The organism is Arthrobacter sp. BG3 (assembly GCF_056680185.1).
The window spans coordinates 3,124,486-3,141,915 of the sequence record NZ_CM155270.1 but is presented as its reverse complement, the minus strand read 5'-3'; the positions used below and the strand labels follow the sequence as shown (position 1 = coordinate 3,141,915).

Genomic DNA, 17,430 nt, shown 5'->3' with positions numbered 1-17,430 from the left:
CAACGCGGGGTCACTTCGCGCCCAATCCTAGGTCCGGATTGGGCCGCAAGTGACCCCGCGTTGGTTATAGGCGGTTAGCGGAAGTCGCTGCCCAGGTCGTAGTCATCCAGCGGGATGGCGTGGAACTCAGGAGCTCCGTCGCCGCCCAGGGAATCGTAGGAGAAGTCACTGAACGCGCTCGGGCCGGTGAACAGGTTGGCCTTCGCTTCCTCAGTGGGCTCCACCGTGACCTCGGTGTAGCGCGGGAGACCCGTGCCGGCCGGGATGAGCTTACCGATGATGACGTTTTCCTTGAGGCCGAGCAGCGGATCGCTCTTGCCTTCCATAGCCGCCTGCGTCAGGACGCGGGTGGTTTCCTGGAAGGAAGCTGCGGACAGCCAGGACTCGGTCGCCAGGGACGCCTTGGTGATGCCCATGAGCTCGGGACGGCCGGAAGCCGGCGTCTTGCCCTCGGACACAACACGGCGGTTGGCGTCCTCGAAGCGGCTGCGCTCGGCGAGCTCGCCGGGCAGCAGATCCGATTCGCCGGACTCGATGACCGTGACGCGGCGCAGCATCTGGCGGACGATAACCTCGACGTGCTTGTCGTGGATACCGATGCCCTGGCTGCGGTACACGCCCTGGACTTCGTCAACCAGGAACTTCTGCGCGGCACGGGGGCCCATGATGCGCAGAACCTGCTTGGGGTCGACCGGACCGTTGATGAGCTTCTGGCCGACGCTGACGTGCTCGCCGTCTTCGATGAGAAGACGTGAACGGCGCAGCACCGGGTAAGCGATCTCTTCGGATCCGTCATCCGGGGTGATGACCAGGCGCATCTGGCGCTCGGACTCTTCGATGGTGATGCGGCCGGCTGCTTCTGCAATCGGTGCGACACCCTTCGGAGTTCGGGCTTCGAAGAGCTCCTGGATACGGGGCAGACCCTGGGTGATGTCGTCGCCACCGCTGGAGGAAACAGCACCACCGGTGTGGAACGTACGCATGGTCAGCTGGGTACCCGGCTCACCGATGGACTGTGCGGCGATGATGCCGACTGCCTCACCGATGTCGACGGTCTTACCCGTGGCCAGCGAACGGCCGTAGCACAGGGCGCAGGTTCCGACGCTGGACTCACAGGTGAGTACGGAGCGGACCTTGACCTCGGTGATGCCGGCTGCGAACAGTTCGGCAATGACGACGTCGCCGCAGTCGGTGCCGCCTGCTGCCAGGACCTTGCCCTTGGAGTCAACGACATCCACGGCCAGGGTGCGGGCGTACGCGCTGTTCTCGACGTTCTCGTCCAGGACCAGCTCGCCGTTGGCGTCAGCCACGGCGATGGCGGTCATGAGACCGCGCTCGGTACCGCAGTCCTCTTCGCGGACGATGACATCCTGCGAGACGTCCACCAGACGACGGGTCAGGTAACCCGAGTTGGCGGTACGCAGCGCGGTGTCAGCCAGACCCTTACGGGCACCGTGCGTGGCGATGAAGTATTCCAGCACCGACAGGCCCTCACGGTACGAGGACTTGATCGGACGCGGGATGATCTCACCCTTAGGGTTGGCCACCAGGCCACGGATACCCGCGATCTGGCGGACCTGCATCCAGTTACCACGGGCGCCGGAGGACACCATGCGGTTGATCGTGTTCATCGGGGACAGGCTGTCACGCATCGCCTGGGCGATCTCGTTCGTGGCCTTGTTCCAGATCTCGATCAGTTCCTGGCGACGCTCGTCATCGTCGATCAGGCCCTTGTCGTACTGGCCCTGGATCTTGGCGGCCATGGTCTCGTAACCGGCGAGGATCCGCGGCTTGTCCTTGGGCACCTCGATGTCGGAGATGGCGACGGTGACGCCGGACCGGGTGGCCCAGTAGAAACCGGCATCCTTCAGGTTGTCCAGCGTTGCCGCCGTGACAACCTTCGGGTAGCGCTCGGCGAGGTCGTTGACAATCGTGGACAGTTCGCCCTTGTCGGCAACGTTCTCGACCCACGGGTAGTCCGCGGGCAGCGTCTCGTTGAAGAGAACCTGGCCCAGGGAGGTCTGGACGAGCACGGTCTGACCCGGCTCGTAGCCTTCCGGAGCTTCCCAGCCGGCGTAAGGGACAAAGCCCTCAAGCCGGATCTTGACCTGGGAGTTCAGGTGCAGTTCGTGCAGGTCGAACGCCATGATGGCTTCCGCAACGGAGGAGAAGATCCGGCCCTCGCCAGCTGAACCGACACGCTTGGTGGTCAGGTGGTAGAGGCCGATGATCATATCCTGCGAAGGCAGCGTCACCGGGCGGCCGTCAGAGGGCTTCAGGATGTTGTTCGAGGACAGCATCAGGATGCGGGCCTCAGCCTGGGCTTCGGGGCTCAGCGGCAGGTGCACTGCCATCTGGTCACCGTCAAAGTCAGCGTTGAAGGCGCCACAAACCAGCGGGTGAAGCTGGATTGCCTTACCTTCAACAAGCTGCGGTTCGAACGCCTGGATGCCGAGACGGTGCAGGGTCGGTGCACGGTTCAGCAGCACAGGGTGCTCGGTGATGATCTCTTCGAGGACATCCCAGACCTGCGGGCGGTAGCGCTCGACCATCCGCTTGGCCGACTTGATGTTCTGGGCGTGGTTGAGGTCAACCAGGCGCTTCATCACGAACGGCTTGAAGAGCTCCAGCGCCATCTGCTTCGGCAGGCCACACTGGTGCAGCTTCAGCTGCGGGCCGACGACGATCACGGAACGGCCGGAGTAGTCAACGCGCTTACCCAGGAGGTTCTGGCGGAAACGACCCTGCTTGCCCTTGAGCATGTCGGACAGGGACTTCAGCGGACGGTTGCCCGGTCCGGTGACCGGACGGCCGCGGCGGCCGTTGTCGAAGAGGCTGTCAACAGCTTCCTGAAGCATGCGCTTCTCGTTGTTGACGATGATCTCCGGAGCACCCAGGTCAAGCAGGCGCTTGAGCCGGTTGTTGCGGTTGATCACGCGGCGGTAGAGGTCGTTGAGGTCGGAGGTCGCGAAGCGGCCACCGTCCAGCTGGACCATCGGGCGCAGTTCCGGCGGGATCACCGGGACGGCGTCCAGCACCATGCCGAGCGGGCTGTTGTTGGTCGTCAGGAACGCGTTGACCACCTTGAGCCGCTTCAGGGCGCGGGTCTTGCGCTGGCCCTTGCCGTTGGCAATGATGTCGCGGAGCATGTCCGACTCGGCCTGCATGTCGAAGTTCTCAAGACGCTTCTTGATGGCTTCGGCACCCATGGAGCCTTCGAAGTACATGCCGTAGCGGTCGCGCAGTTCCCGGTACAGGCCTTCGTCGCCTTCAAGGTCAGCGACCTTGAGGTTCTTGAAGCGGTCCCAGACCTGCTCGAGTCGCTCGATTTCAGCATCCGCGCGCTTGCGGACGTTGGCCATCTGGCGGTCAGCGGAGTCGCGGGCCTTCTTCTTGTCGGCAGCCTTCGCGCCTTCGCCTTCGAGACGGGCAACCTCGTTCTCAAGGTCGCGGGCGATCGTGGCGATGTCCGAGTCGCGGTTGTCGATCAGCTGCTTCTTCTCGATGTCGTGCTCAACCTGAAGGTTGGGCAGTTCCTCGTGGCGGCTGTCGGCGTCGACGCTCGTGATCATGTAGGCGGCGAAGTAGATGACCTTTTCGAGGTCCTTCGGCGCCAGGTCAAGGAGGTAGCCCAGGCGGGACGGAACACCCTTGAAGTACCAGATGTGCGTGACCGGGGCGGCCAGCTCGATGTGGCCCATGCGCTCACGGCGGACCTTTGCGCGGGTGACTTCAACGCCACACCGCTCGCAGATGATGCCCTTGAAGCGCACGCGCTTGTACTTGCCGCAGTAGCACTCCCAGTCGCGGGACGGGCCGAAGATCTTCTCGCAGAAGAGGCCGTCCTTCTCAGGCTTGAGCGTGCGGTAGTTGATGGTTTCCGGCTTCTTAACCTCGCCGTAAGACCAGCCACGGATGTCTTCCGCGGTGGCGAGGCCGATCTGCATGAGGCCGAAGGAGGATTCGCTGGACATATGGTCCCTGTTCTCTCTTGTTCTCTAAATTCTGAAGTCTTGGGTTACGGGAAGAGGGAGGGGCGTACCGGGAAAGACAGCGCGGATGGGGCGCTGCTTTTCCCGGTACCCCGCCTGCTAAACCTCTTCTACGGAACTGGGCTCTGCACGAGACAGATCGATGCCCAGTTCTTCCGCAGCCGTGAAGACTGCGTCATCAGAGTCACGCATTTCAATTGTGGTTCCGTCCGTGGAAAGAACTTCCACGTTCAGGCACAGCGACTGCATTTCCTTGATCAAGACCTTGAAGGACTCAGGAACGCCCGGCTCGGGGATGTTCTCGCCCTTGACGATGGCTTCGTAGACCTTCACACGACCATGGATGTCATCCGACTTGATCGTGAGGAGCTCCTGGAGCGTGTAGGCGGCGCCGTAAGCTTCGAGCGCCCACACTTCCATTTCACCGAAGCGCTGGCCACCGAACTGAGCCTTACCACCCAGCGGCTGCTGCGTGATCATGGAGTACGGGCCGGTGGAGCGCGCGTGGATCTTGTCGTCCACCAGGTGGTGGAGCTTCAGGATGTACATGTAGCCGACCGAGATCGGATCCGGGAACGGCTCGCCGGAGCGGCCGTCAAACAGGCGGGTCTTGCCTGAGGAGTTGATCAGGCGGACGCCGTCGCGGGTGACGTTGGTGGAGTCGAGCAGGCCCGTGATTTCCTCTTCACGTGCACCGTCGAAGACCGGCGTTGCGACAGTGGTCGAGCCACTCTCGCGCGGCAGGTTCGGCAGCTGCTTGACCCACTCGGGCTCGCCCTCGATCTTCCAGCCGGTCTTGGCAACCCAGCCGAGGTGCGTTTCCAGCACCTGGCCGACGTTCATACGGCCCGGAACACCCAGCGGGTTCAGGACGATATCAACGGGGGTGCCGTCGGCAAGGAAGGGCATGTCCTCGATCGGAAGGATTTTGGAGATAACACCCTTGTTGCCGTGACGGCCGGCGAGCTTGTCGCCGTCGGTGATCTTGCGCTTGGCAGCCACGTAGACGCGGACCAGCTGGTTGACGCCCGGGGGCAGCTCGTCGTCGTTGTCGCGGTCGAAGACGCGGACACCGATCACGGTGCCGGACTCGCCGTGCGGAACCTTCAGGGAGGTGTCGCGCACTTCGCGGGACTTCTCACCGAAGATGGCGCGCAGCAGGCGCTCTTCCGGGGTCAGCTCGGTCTCGCCCTTGGGCGTGACCTTTCCGACCAGGATGTCGCCGGCTTCGACCTCGGCGCCGATGTGGATGATGCCACGCTCGTCAAGGCCGGCCAGGACTTCCTCGGACACGTTCGGGATGTCACGGGTGATTTCCTCGGCACCAAGCTTGGTGTCGCGGGCATCGATCTCGTGCTCCTCGATGTGGATGGAGGAAAGAACGTCCTCAGCCACGATCCGCTGGGACAGGATGATGGCATCCTCGAAGTTGTGGCCTTCCCATGACATGAATGCCACGAGCAGGTTCTTTCCGAGGGCCAGTTCGCCCTGGTCCGTTGCCGGGCCGTCAGCGATGATGCCGCCGACCTCCAGGCGCTGGCCTTCGCTGACCAGGACGCGGTTGTTGTAGCAGTTGCCCTGGTTGGAGCGGGCGAACTTGTTGATGCGGTAGTTGGTTTCCGTGCCGTCATCGTTGAGCATGATGACGAGCTCGGCGGAAACCTCGGTGACCACACCGGCCTTCTTCGCGATGGTGACGTCACCGGCGTCGACAGCAGCGGCGCGCTCCATGCCGGTACCGACGAACGGTGCCTCGGAACGGACTAGCGGCACGGCCTGGCGCTGCATGTTGGCACCCATGAGTGCACGGTTAGCATCGTCATGCTCGAGGAACGGGATCAGGGCGGTAGCCACCGACACCATCTGGCGCGGGGAAACGTCCATGAACTCGACCTCGGCGGCGGGGACCAGCACGGGCTCGCCTCCACCACCACGGGCACGGACGAGGACGGTCTCTTCGGCGAACTTCTTGTTCGGATCGAGCGGGGCGTTGGCCTGGGCAATCAGGACCTCTGCCTCGTCGTCGGCCGTGAGGTACTCGACCTCATCGGAGACAACACCCTCGGACACAAGACGGTACGGGGTCTCGATGAAGCCGAACGGGTTGATGCGTCCGTAGGAAGCCAGCGAACCGATCAGGCCAATGTTCGGGCCTTCAGGGGTTTCGATGGGGCACATGCGTCCGTAGTGCGACGGGTGAACGTCACGGACTTCCATGCCTGCACGGTCACGGGACAGACCACCCGGGCCAAGGGCCGACAGGCGGCGCTTGTGGGTCAGACCCGACAGCGGGTTGTTCTGGTCCATGAACTGGGACAGCTGGGAGGTTCCGAAGAACTCCTTGATGGCTGCCACGACGGGGCGGATGTTGATCAGCGTCTGCGGCGTGATGGCCTCGACGTCCTGGGTGGTCATCCGCTCGCGGACGACACGCTCCATACGGGACAGGCCGGTGCGGACCTGGTTCTCGATGAGCTCGCCGACGGCGCGGATGCGGCGGTTGCCAAAGTGGTCGATGTCATCGATGTCAACGCGCAGCTCGTGGTCCTGGCCGTCGCGCTTGCCCGTGAGGGTCTTCTCACCGGCGTGCAGTGCAACCAGGAACTTGATCATGGCGACGATGTCTTCAACGTGCAGGACAGACGCTTCCTTGTCACCAAGGGAGCGGTCGATGCCAAGCTTGCGATTGATCTTGTAACGGCCGACCTTGGCCAGATCGTAGCGCTTGGAATTGAAGTACAGGTTGTCCAGCAGGGACTGGGCAGCCTCGACCGTGGGCGGCTCGCCCGGTCGCAGCTTCCGGTAGATGTCCAGCAAGGCGTCTTCGCGGGTTTCGGTGGCGTCCTTCTCCAGCGTTGCGCGCATGGAGTCGTATTGGCCGAACTCTTCGAGGATCTGGCCTTCGGTCCAGCCGAGGGCCTTCAGCAGCACCGTGACGGACTGCTTGCGCTTGCGGTCGAGGCGAACGCCGACCTGGTCGCGCTTGTCGATTTCGAGTTCGAACCAGGCGCCGCGGGACGGGATGATCTTCGCGGTGAAGATGTCCTTGTCACTGGTCTTGTCGGCGGTGCGCTCAAAGTAGGCGCCCGGGGAGCGGACCAGCTGGGAGACAACGACACGCTCGGTGCCGTTGACGACGAAGGTGCCCTTCTCGGTCATCAGCGGGAAGTCACCCATGAACACGGTCTGCTGCTTGATTTCGCCCGTGTTGTTGTTCATGAATTCGGCCTTGACGTACAGCGGAGCCGAGTATGTTGCGTCCCGGTCCTTGCACTCAGCCATGGTGTATTTGGGATCAGCGAACTCCGGCTCCGAGAAGCTCAGGGACATGGTGCCCTGGAAGTCCTCGATCGGGGAGATCTCTTCGAAGATGTCGGACAGACCCGAGGAGGTGGCGACGCTGAGGTCGCCTTCTTCGACGGCCTTGGCTACGCGTGCCTGCCAGCGTTCGTTTCCGACCAGCCAGTCAAAGCTGTCCGTTTGCAGGGCAAGCAGATTCGGAACGTCAAGTGGTTCGTGAATCTTTGCGAATGAGAGCCGGCGGGTTGCACCGTCGGTGCTGTCGGCATTGATAGCGGTTGCAGCGTTGTTTACATTAGAGGTGCTCGAGGCGACCAAGAGGGATCCTTCCACAGACCTTCAGGCGTTTTCAGATCTCCCCCGTTATGTACCCTGCAGAGTGACTCCGCAGTGCTACCAGTCCGGTTCCGCTATATGACCCGGGACCCGCGCTGTCCATGCTGGTGCCGTTGTTGACGGCACATTGATGGCGCAGCTGCCAGGCTAAGCCCACCGCTATATGAAGGCTGAAGGTAAACAGGGAAGACGCAAATATCTACGATACGGCAAAGCAACCTACTTGTCTACCCCACTTCGCCCGGGATTGCAAGCACCGGCCCCGGCCCCGCACGCGCCTGCCCCCGCACCCGCCCCCGCGCCGCAGCGGCACCGCCGCCGCAGCAACGACGCGGCGCCGCCGCCGGCCAAATAGCACGGTGACCGGGGTCACGATAACCTTGCTGTAACTCGTTCAAGATCGGAAGAGATAACCATGAGCAACTCTGCAGACGACAATGATGTTGTCATCCTCGCCGCCGCCCGCACGCCCCAGGGGCGACTCAACGGGCAGCTCGCGAGCTTCACGGCGGTGGAGCTCGGCGCCCACGCCATCCGCGCCGCACTGGCTGCCTCCGGGGTGAAGGCCGAGCAGGTGGACTCGGTGATCATGGGCCAGGTGCTGCAGGCCGGGGCGGGCCAGAATCCCGCCCGCCAGAGCGCCATCGCCGCCGGCATCGGCTGGAACGTTCCCACCCTGACCATCAACAAGGTCTGCCTGTCAGGGCTGACGGCGGTGATCGATGCGGCCCGGATGATCCGCGCCGGCGACGCCACCGTCGTCGTCGCCGGCGGCCAGGAGTCCATGACCCGCGCCCCGCACATCCTTCCCGGTTCCCGGCAGGGCTGGACCTACGGCTCGGTCCAGGCGCTCGACGTCGCGGCCCATGACGGCCTGACCGATGCCTTCGACGGGCAGTCCATGGGTCTGTCCACCGAGGCCAAGAACCTCACCCTGGGGATCGACCGCACCTCCCAGGACGAGGTGGCGGCCGCGTCCCACCAGCGCGCCGCCCGCGCCGCCAAGGACGGCGTGTTCGACGGCGAAATCGCGCCGGTCAGCGTCAAACAGCGCAAGGGTGAGCCGGTCATCCTGTCCGCGGATGAGGGCATCCGGCCGGACACCACGGTCGGCTCGCTGGCCGGCCTGCGGGCGGCGTTCGCCATGGACGGCACCATCACCGCCGGCAACTCCTCCCCGCTGTCCGACGGCGCCTCCGCCCTCGTGCTGTCCTCCCGGAAGTTCGCCGCGGACAACGGACTGGAGTACCTCGCCGTTGTCGGCAAGCCCGGTCAGGTGGCCGGGCCGGACAACTCGCTGCATTCCCAGCCTGCCAACGCGATCAAGAGCGCCCTGCACAAGGCCGGCTGGTCCGCTGCGGACCTTGACTTCATCGAGATCAATGAGGCGTTCGGTTCCGTGGCCGTGCAGTCGCTCAAGGAGCTGGACTACCCGCTGGAGAAGTGCAACATCCACGGCGGCGCGATCGCCCTAGGCCACCCGATCGGTGCCTCCGGCGCCCGGCTGGCCCTGCACGCAGCGCACGAGCTGAAGCGGCGCGGCGCCGGCAAGGCTGCCGTATCCCTGTGCGGCGGCGGCGGGCAGGGCGAAGCGCTCCTGCTGTACCGCGACTGAGCGCGATGACGGACCCCGCAGCCCCCGAAAGGGAAGCGGCTGGTGACGGCGCCGGCCGGGAGCGGTTCCTGGCCGACGCCGCCGCCCGCGGGCTCAGCGTCCGGATCGTCCAGCGGCGCGCCGCCGGCAGCCTCGAGGAGGCCGCGCGGACCCTCGGCATCCAGCCCGGGGACATCGTGAAGTCCCTCGTGGTCAAGCACAAGGACGGCAGCTTCCTGTTTGCGCTGGTTCCCGGCGACCGGCAGATTTCCTGGCCCAAGCTCCGGGCGCTGCTCGGGGTCAACAAGCTCTCCCTCCCGGCGGCGGACGTGGCCCTGGCTGCCACGGGCTATGAGCGCGGCACCATCACCCCGCTGGGAAGCACCGTGGCCTGGCCGGTGTACGCCGACCGGAGCATCACGGGCCGCCGGATTTCGATGGGCGCCGGGGAACACGGCTACAGCGCCTTCGTGGACGCCGACGCCCTGACCGCCGCCCTCGGCGCCGTCGTCGCCGACATCTCGGAGCCGACCTGATCCGCCAGGCGATCTAGCCCGCCAGGGTTAACTCCCCCGGGTTAACAACCACCCACCAACGCGGGGTCACTTACGGCCCGTCCCGACGCCCGGGACGGGCCGTAAGTGACCCCGCGTTGGTGTTTGGGTGGGCTAGGGGGTGACGGTGAGGGCCGCGCCGTTGACGGTGAGCCGCCAGTTGTCCTGGCTGAACACGGCCACGTCCAGGGTTCCGTTGGCCACGACGTAGTCGATGATCCGCTGCCGGATTTCCTGCTGGCTGTTGGAGAGCACCGGGGCCGTCTTCACGGCGGGGAAGTTGCCGCCGCCGCTCTGCCGGTAGTTGTTGATGGCCAGGGCGAACTCCTGGTCCATCCGCAGGGCCTGGCCGCCGTAGCTGAGCCCGGTGATGCGCTCCCCCACTGGCTTCGCGAGGTCAATCTCGTAGTTCAGCGGCGCGTCCAGGCCGTAGACGACGTCGTAGTTGTAGTCCGGTGTCCCGCCCGGGGCCGTCGCGGTGACGGCGTTGGTGACGTCCGCGGCGCGGGCGGTGGTGCCGGAGACCGGCTTGAAGTACTGCGCGGACCATTCCAGGTAATCCTTGACCTGCGCGCCGGTGACCTTGATGGACAGCAGCGTGTTGTCGAAGATGTAGAGCCCTGCGACGTCCCGGATGGTCAGCGGCCCGGCTTTGGCGTCCACGGCGCGGGAGAACGCCGCGGCGATGGAGAGGACGGGCAGCGCGGCGGCCGGCCCGTTGGCCAGTTCGGCTTTGATGGTGCTGGCCTGGACGTAGTTGATCGCGTCAATCGCGGCCGAGTCCTCCCAGCAGGCGGTGGCCGTGCTCAGCGGGGCGGTGCAGGTGCCGATCACCTCGTTGACGTACTTCACCGTCGCCTCGTGCCCGGCCTGGACGGCACGCACGACGGCGGGGTCGGCGTCGACCGTCTTTGCATCCAGCAGGTGCGAGTGGGCGGACGTGACGGTCCACCGGCCCTTCTCCTTGACCAGTTCCAGGTCCATCACGGAGACGCGCATGCCCCACTTGAGGGGTTCGGTCAGGAGCACCTGCCTGCCGGTGGCCTTGTTGGTCACGAAGCGTTCCGGGATCTCCAGGTGGGCGTGGCCGACCAGGATGGAGTCGATGCCGGGAACCTCTTCGGCCAGCTGGGTGGAGGCGTTCTCCGGGAACGGCAGGGCATCGCCGTAGGAGGAACCCGGCGTTGCGCCCGAGTGGCTCGTGACAATCACGACGTCGGCTCCGGCGGCCTTCAGCTGCGGGATGACGACTTTGGCTTCCTCGACGATGCCGTTGAAGTCCAGCTTGCCCTGGACGTTGTCGCGGTCCCACAGGGCGCAGCCGGGGGTGACGAAGCCGACCAGGCCCACAGTGACCCAGCCGCTGTCGGTCTTGATCCGATTGAGGACGTAGGGGCTGAAGGCGCGCCGGCCGGTGACGGCGTCGTGGACGTTGGCGCCCAGCAGGGGGAAGTCGAGCTGGCTTTCCCAGGTGCGCAGCAGCGGGATGCCGTAGTTGAATTCGTGGTTGCCGAGGCCGACGGCGTCGTACCCCACCGCGTTCATGGCCAGCGCCATCGGGTGCTTGACCGTGGCGGAAACGGGGTTGATCTTGGCGAAGTAGTAGGCCAGGGGCGTCCCCTGGATGGTGTCGCCGGCGTCGATGGTGAGCGTGCTGGCCGCTCCGCGCTCCGCCCGCATCGCCTTGATCAGAGTGGCCGCCTGGGCGATGCCGATCTTGTTTCCTGCCGTGTCGGCGTAGGGCGTGTTCTTGAAGTAGTCCCAGTTGAAGACGTTGTTGTGCAGGTCGGTGGTGCCAAGCACCGTCAGGGTGAACGGCTTTCCGCCGCTGCCCGGGGATGCGCCAGCCGCCGGGGCCCCGGCCAGGGCCGCGGCGCCCGCGCTGCCTCCGACGAGGGCCGCGGTGAGCATGGCACGGCGGGAGAGCGGGGAGGTGGGGTCGGTCATTGTGTGAGCTCCTCAACGTTGGCGGCCTGTTGGCACAAAGCCAAAGTCTAGGGGCCCACCTTCCGGGAGAACAGAGAGTCAGCAATCCTTTTCGGGAATTTCATATTGCGTTGGTTTCCGCCCTGGACGCAGGAAACCCCGCCCACCGGAGTGGACGGGGTTTCCCGGAGCGGAACGGGAACGCGGGGTTCCCGGACAGTTCGTGAAGCGGCGAGTTACTTGAGGGTAACGCGTGCGCCGGCTTCTTCGAGCTGTGCAACAGCCTTCTCGGCAGCTTCCTTGGTGACGCCTTCGAGGATAGCCTTCGGGGCGCTGTCAACAACGTCCTTAGCTTCCTTGAGGCCCAGGGAAGTGATTGCACGAACTTCCTTGATGACTGCAATCTTCTTGTCGCCCGGGTGCTCCAGGATGACGTCGAATGCGGTCTGCTCTTCTTCTTCAGCGGGGCCACCGGCAGCGGGGCCAGCAACTGCAACAGCAGCGGCCGTTACTTCGAAGGTCTCTTCGAAGAGCTTGACGAACTCAGAGAGTTCGATGATGGTGAGTTCCTTGAAAGCTTCAATGAGCTCTTCGTTGGTGAGCTTCGCCATGGTGTGGCGTCCTTCCTATAGTGGTGCTCGGGCGGCCGGAGCCGTGCCTTCGCACCGGAGTCTGGTTTAGAGAGTTAGTTCTCTTCGGGGGCTGCGGCGTCGGCCGGAGCCTCAGCTGCTGCATCGGCCGGAGCTTCAGCTGCTGCGTCGGCCGGGGCTTCTTCAGCGGCGGGCGCTTCGGCTTCAGCCGGTGCGCCGTTCTCTTCTTCAAGCTTGAGGCGCAGTGCGTCGATGATGCGTACAGCGGCGGCAGCAGGAGCCTTGAGGATGCCTGCAACCTTGGCGAGCTGCAGCTCACGGGACTCGAGTGCTGCCAGTGCGGCAACCTCGCTGGCGTTCAGTGCCTTGCCCTCGAAGTAACCGGTCTTGATAACCAGCTGCTTGTTGGTCTTGGCAAAATCCGTCAGGCTCTTGGCAGCGGCAACTGCGTCACCCTTGATGAACGCGATTGCAGTGGGGCCGGCGAGCTGGCCGTCGAATGCTTCGACACCAGCTTCCTTGGCTGCAATGGCGGTCAGGGTGTTCTTGACGACCGAGAACTTGGTGTCCTGGCCGAGAGAGACACGCAGCTGCTTGAGCTGTGCAACGGTGAGCCCACGGTATTCGGTCAGGACAGCGGCGTTCGATTCCTTGAAATCGTTAGTGATCTCAGCTACTGCTGAAACCTTGCTAGGCGTTGCCATAACCCTCCTTCCGGGGATAGTGCCGGTACGTCCCGGTCCCCGCTCAAAAGAGCTAAAAACTAAAAAACGCCCCGCGCAGATGCACGGGGCTTGTCTCGACGCAGTCCATGACTGCGGAGCTTTGCTTCGTTCACCTGCGCCGGCCGCCCTATGTTCAGGGTCCTTCGTCCGGAGATCCACTGGCTCTCCCGGCGCGACTGCAGAAGTGAGTCTTGCTTGGGAGAGTGGATTTCCAACAACCGACGGTCTTTGGTCCCCCCAGCCTACGCGAGACCGGGCGTGTGCGCCAAATCGGGGGCCCCGGCAGCCGCCCCGGGCGCCGGGCGCGCTGTCAGCTGACGCTGGGGCCGAAGTCCGGAAGTTCCTTTTGCCAGATGCCTGTCACGCCGGCGGTGGTGAATCCGAGCTGCTGGTTGACGGTGAGCAGGTACCGGTTTTCCGGGGCGTTCCAGGTGTAGAGGACCCGGGCATCCGGGAACTGCTCCGAGAGCCTCTCCATGTTCGAGACCTTGATCAGCAGACCCAGTTTGTTGCCGCGGTGCTCCCGCAGGACCACGGTGTCGTCCTGGAACACGACGTCGGGGCGCATCGCGAGGACGCTGATGGTGGTCAGGCCGGCGAGCTCGCCGCTGGCGATGTGTTCGACGGCGGTGACCACCGTCCGGCGTCCCTGCGCGATGGCGACGTCCTCGGCCTCGCGGAGGATGGCGCCGTCGAACACCATGCCCCCGTCGTCGGCCCCGGGCACACCGTCTTCGCCGGCGCTGTTTTCGAGCGCGGCGACGGCTTCGAGCCACTGCTCCGGGCACCGGTCCGTCCAGTGGTGCAGCCGGTACCGGCCGGCGTTCGCTTCCTCGGCCTCGGTTTCCAGCTGCTCCACCAGCGCACTGTCGAGGGGCAGCGCACAGGCACTGAATTGTTCGATGTGCTGCAGGGTGTAGCCGCTGTGCCGGGCGAATTCCACTTCCCGGCTGTTCACCGGGACGAAGCCAAGGCCCGTCCCGGGCACGAGCTGGCCGGCTTCGCTGTCGCCCAGCGATGAGCTCGGATGGTTCGTGTCGATCAGGATGGTGTGGCGGCCCTCGTCCCGGGCAAAGTGCTCCGCGGCTTCGAGGAGTTGCCGGCCCACGCCGCGGCCCTGGAACTCCGGCAGGATATCGAGGGCAAACTCGGCCAGGTCAAGGTTGTCCGAGAGAGGCAGGGCGATGTCGACGGTCCCGACGATTTCGCCGTCGATCCTGGCCACGAGGATGACCTGGCGCTCGTACGGGTCCGCCATTTCCAGCAGTTTCTCCCGGGGCGCGTAGGCGAGGTCGTCGCTCCCCCAGGTCTGCATGCGCACCTTGCGGCCCACCTCGACGGCGGCCATAAAGTCGGCAGCGTCCGGCCCGTCAAGCGAATCGGGGATCCACAGCTGTTCAATCCGTACGTCGTTTGCCATAACGGGCATCATCCCCAGCTGTTCTGCCATCTACGGGTACCGGATTCCCGGCACTAACAGGGCTTCCTCCGTCAGCATATGCCGGTTTGCGCCGGCGTTCCATCGTCCGGCGTGCGCCGGTCCCGCGACGACGCCCGGCCGCCAGCCTGGGGGGGCAGGCTGCCAGTTCCCCGCTGCCACGGTGCAGTCACCGGAACAGCGCAGCCGCTGCCCCGGAATGCGGAAAAGACCGCCCCGCGGATGCGGAACGGTCTTTTCTGCTGCCTGCTGCCAGACGGGTGAGGCTTAGACCTCGGTCAGGACCTTGGTGACATTGGGGTCAACCGAGATGCCCGGGCCAAACGTGGTGGCGACGGTGGCCTTCTGGATGTAGCGTCCCTTGGAAGCGGACGGCTTGAGGCGAAGGACCTCTTCCAGAGCGGTTGCGTAGTTCTCGGCCAGCTTGAGGGCGTCGAAGGAAACCTTGCCGATGATGAAGTGCAGGTTCGAGTGCTTGTCGACGCGGAAGTCGATCTTGCCGCCCTTGATGTCGTTGACGGCCTTGGCGACGTCAGCGGTCACGGTGCCGGTCTTCGGGTTCGGCATCAGGTTACGCGGACCCAGAACCTTGCCGAGGCGGCCAACCTTGCCCATGAGGTCAGGGGTGGCAACGGCGGCGTCGAAGTCGGTCCAGCCGGCTGCGATCTTTTCGATCAGGTCATCGGAACCAACGAAGTCGGCGCCGGCTGCGATTGCTGCCTCAGCCTTGTCGCCCGTGGCGAAGACGAGGACGCGGGCGGTCTTACCGGTGCCGTGCGGCAGGATAACGGTGCCGCGGACCATCTGGTCAGCCTTACGCGGGTCGACACCCAGGCGGAATGCAACCTCAACGGTGGCGTCGAACTTGGACGGGTTGGTGTCCTTGGCGAGCGTCACTGCCTCGAACGGCGCGTAGAACTTCTCCGCGTCGATCTTGGCTGCGGCTGCCTCATATGCTTTGCTGCGCTTTGCCATGCTGCTTATTCTCCTTGTGCAGTTGTGGTCTGCGGACCGCGCTGGGCCCTGCCACAGTCGGGAGTCCGAACGGCTTGTCCGGGTTCCCAACATCTCAATGTTTAGGTGGTGCCGGTTGCCCGGCGGGGAAGGCTATTAGCCTTCGACGGTGATACCCATGGAACGGGCGGTGCCGGCGATGATCTTCGCGGCGCCTTCCAGGCTCGTGGCGTTGAGGTCTTCCATCTTGGTGGTGGCGATCTCGTTGACCTGGGCCTGGGTCAGCTTTGCAACCTTGACGGTGTGCGGGGTCGGCGAACCCTTGGCAACGCCTGCAGCCTTCTTGATGAGCTCCGCAGCCGGCGGGGTCTTGGTGATGAACGTGAAGGAACGGTCCTCGTAGACCGTGATTTCCACGGGGATAACGTTGCCGCGCTGGGCTTCCGTCGCAGCGTTGTACGCCTTGCAGAATTCCATGATGTTGACACCGTGCTGGCCAAGCGCAGGACCGATGGGCGGGGCCGGGTTAGCGGCACCTGCCTGGATCTGCAGCTTGATGAGGCCGGTGACCTTCTTCTTGGGAGCCAATGTAGGGTCCTTCTCTCAAATATTTCCTGGGACACAGGAGCGTGCCTCAGGTTGTTGGCCGCCATGGCGAGGCGGCCGGCCGCACCTGGCTGCTAAAGCGGGCAGCCCGGGGCGAATTCTGTGGGGAAAAGCTAGATCTTGCTGACCTGGTTGAAGGCCAGCGTGACCGGGGTCTCGCGCTCGAAGATGGAGACCAGGACCACGAGGGTCTGGGAGTCCACCTTGATTTCGGAGATCGTGGCCGGAAGGGTCTCGAAGGGGCCCTCCTTGACGATGACCGACTCGCCGACCTCGAAGTCGACGTCGATCTGCGCGGCTGCGTGCTTGATCGGCTTGCCCTTCTCGGCCTGCTCTTCCTCGAAGACCGGGGCGAGCATGGAGAAGACCTCGTCGAGGCGCAGCGGGACCGGGTTGTGGGCGTTGCCCACGAAGCCGGTGACGCCGGGAGTGTGGCGGACGGCGCCCCAGGAGGCATCCGTCAGGTCCATGCGGACCAGGACGTAACCGGGGATGCGGACGCGGTTGATGACCTTGCGCTGAGCGTTCTTGATCTCAACGACTTCCTCCATCGGAACCTGGATTTCGAAGATGTAATCTTCCATGTCCAGGGTCTGGATGCGGGTTTCAAGGTTGGCCTTGACGCGGTTTTCGTAGCCGGCGTAGGAGTGGATGACGTACCAGTCACCTTCCTGGCGGCGCAGCTTGGCCTTGAACTCATCGGCCGGGTCAACCTCGGCGGCGGCGGCAGCAGCGGCCAGCGCGTCGTCGGACCCTTCTTCGGCTTCGACTGCTTCATCGCCGGCGTCGGCGGTCTCCGCCTCAGCGGACTCGTCAGTGGTGGCTTCGCCAGCCTCTGCCGTGTCAGCGGCTTCGTCGGCGACGTCGGATTCGGGCGCAGCAGACGTAGCCTCGGACTCTTCCCCGGCTTCCACCGCGGCGTCCTGGCTCTTATCCAGCTCAGTCTCAGTTACCTCGAGCTCCTGCTCAGACACTTGGTCTCCTGCTTCCTCATTGCCTAACATGCCTATTTAAATGACTCAATTCCGCACACCCCGCAGAACCTCCGGAATCCCGGTGGTAATCCACGTAGTCTGCGGACCGGTCGCGTCAGCGGTCCGTGGGGCTCGTGCCGCCGAATACCCAGCCCACTGCGGTCCCGAAGGCCAGATCCAGGACGGTGGTGAGGAGCATCATGATGACCACGAATACCAGCACCACGATCGTGTAGTTGATCAGTTCCTTGCGGGTCGGTGCAACGACCTTCTTCAGTTCGCCGATGACCTGGCGGACGAAGAGGGCGATTCGAGCGAACAAGCCTGCCTTGGGGGCATTCTTGGCGGGGCGGCCACTTGAGCTGCTTGCAGCTGTTTCGGTCACCTGGTCCTCACTCATCCTCGCAATGTCGGATACCCGGCTCTGAACTGAACCATGGT

General features: G+C 64.5%; 12 protein-coding genes. 2 read left to right on the top strand and 10 right to left on the bottom strand.

From position 1 onward, the window contains the following. Nucleotides 1-74 precede the first annotated feature (74 nt). Both AC1MFL_RS14085 and rpoB read right to left on the bottom strand, forming a co-directional pair. Nucleotides 75-3,974 (bottom strand): DNA-directed RNA polymerase subunit beta', encoded by a 3,900-nt coding sequence (locus AC1MFL_RS14085; protein ID WP_301226779.1) that lies wholly within the window; start codon nt 3,972-3,974, stop codon nt 75-77. Between the two features lie 117 nt (nt 3,975-4,091). Then, entirely contained in the window at nt 4,092-7,610 is a 3,519-nt protein-coding gene (gene rpoB / locus AC1MFL_RS14080) for a DNA-directed RNA polymerase subunit beta (RefSeq protein WP_479810497.1), read from the bottom strand. Nucleotides 7,611-8,043: 433 nt separating this feature from the next. On the opposite strand from rpoB, the gene AC1MFL_RS14075 reads away from it, so the two are divergent. Both AC1MFL_RS14075 and AC1MFL_RS14070 read left to right on the top strand, forming a co-directional pair. Next, the gene (locus tag AC1MFL_RS14075; RefSeq protein ID WP_479810496.1) at nt 8,044-9,243 is read left to right on the top strand and encodes an acetyl-CoA C-acetyltransferase; all 1,200 of its coding nucleotides are present in this window, start codon (nt 8,044-8,046) and stop codon (nt 9,241-9,243) included. Nucleotides 9,244-9,248: 5 nt separating this feature from the next. Further along, entirely contained in the window at nt 9,249-9,758 is a 510-nt protein-coding gene (locus AC1MFL_RS14070; RefSeq protein ID WP_479810495.1) for an aminoacyl-tRNA deacylase, read from the top strand. A 132-nt stretch (nt 9,759-9,890) separates the two neighbouring features. Here AC1MFL_RS14070 and AC1MFL_RS14065 read toward each other — a convergent pair whose 3' ends face one another. The 8 genes from AC1MFL_RS14065 to secE all read right to left on the bottom strand — a co-directional run bounded on the left by AC1MFL_RS14065 (nt 9,891) and on the right by secE (nt 17,389). Then, nucleotides 9,891-11,723 carry a bifunctional metallophosphatase/5'-nucleotidase gene (locus AC1MFL_RS14065; protein WP_479810494.1) on the bottom strand — a complete coding sequence of 611 codons (1,833 nt, stop codon included), beginning with the start codon at nt 11,721-11,723 and terminating at the stop codon, nt 9,891-9,893. A gap of 215 nt (nt 11,724-11,938) precedes the next feature. After that, nucleotides 11,939-12,313, bottom strand: coding sequence for a 50S ribosomal protein L7/L12 (gene rplL, locus AC1MFL_RS14060; RefSeq protein ID WP_301226786.1), 375 nt, complete (start codon nt 12,311-12,313; stop codon nt 11,939-11,941). A 74-nt stretch (nt 12,314-12,387) separates the two neighbouring features. Next, nucleotides 12,388-12,996, bottom strand: a complete 609-nt coding sequence (gene rplJ, locus AC1MFL_RS14055; RefSeq protein ID WP_479810493.1) for a 50S ribosomal protein L10 — start codon at nt 12,994-12,996, stop codon at nt 12,388-12,390. A gap of 331 nt (nt 12,997-13,327) precedes the next feature. After that, on the bottom strand, nt 13,328-14,437 hold the full coding sequence (locus tag AC1MFL_RS14050; protein ID WP_479810492.1) for a GNAT family N-acetyltransferase: 1,110 nt from the start codon (nt 14,435-14,437) through the stop codon (nt 13,328-13,330). Nucleotides 14,438-14,722: 285 nt separating this feature from the next. Further along, complete coding sequence (gene rplA, locus AC1MFL_RS14045) at nt 14,723-15,430, bottom strand: 50S ribosomal protein L1 (RefSeq protein WP_301226794.1); 708 nt, start codon at nt 15,428-15,430, stop codon at nt 14,723-14,725. Between the two features lie 135 nt (nt 15,431-15,565). Next, complete coding sequence (rplK, locus tag AC1MFL_RS14040) at nt 15,566-15,997, bottom strand: 50S ribosomal protein L11 (protein WP_024365990.1); 432 nt, start codon at nt 15,995-15,997, stop codon at nt 15,566-15,568. Nucleotides 15,998-16,128: 131 nt separating this feature from the next. Beyond that, nucleotides 16,129-16,989: a transcription termination/antitermination protein NusG gene (nusG, locus tag AC1MFL_RS14035; protein WP_479810491.1), complete on the bottom strand. Its 861-nt coding sequence runs from the start codon at nt 16,987-16,989 to the stop codon at nt 16,129-16,131. Between the two features lie 115 nt (nt 16,990-17,104). Further along, nucleotides 17,105-17,389, bottom strand: coding sequence for a preprotein translocase subunit SecE (gene secE / locus AC1MFL_RS14030; protein WP_479810490.1), 285 nt, complete (start codon nt 17,387-17,389; stop codon nt 17,105-17,107). Nucleotides 17,390-17,430: the final 41 nt, after the last annotated feature.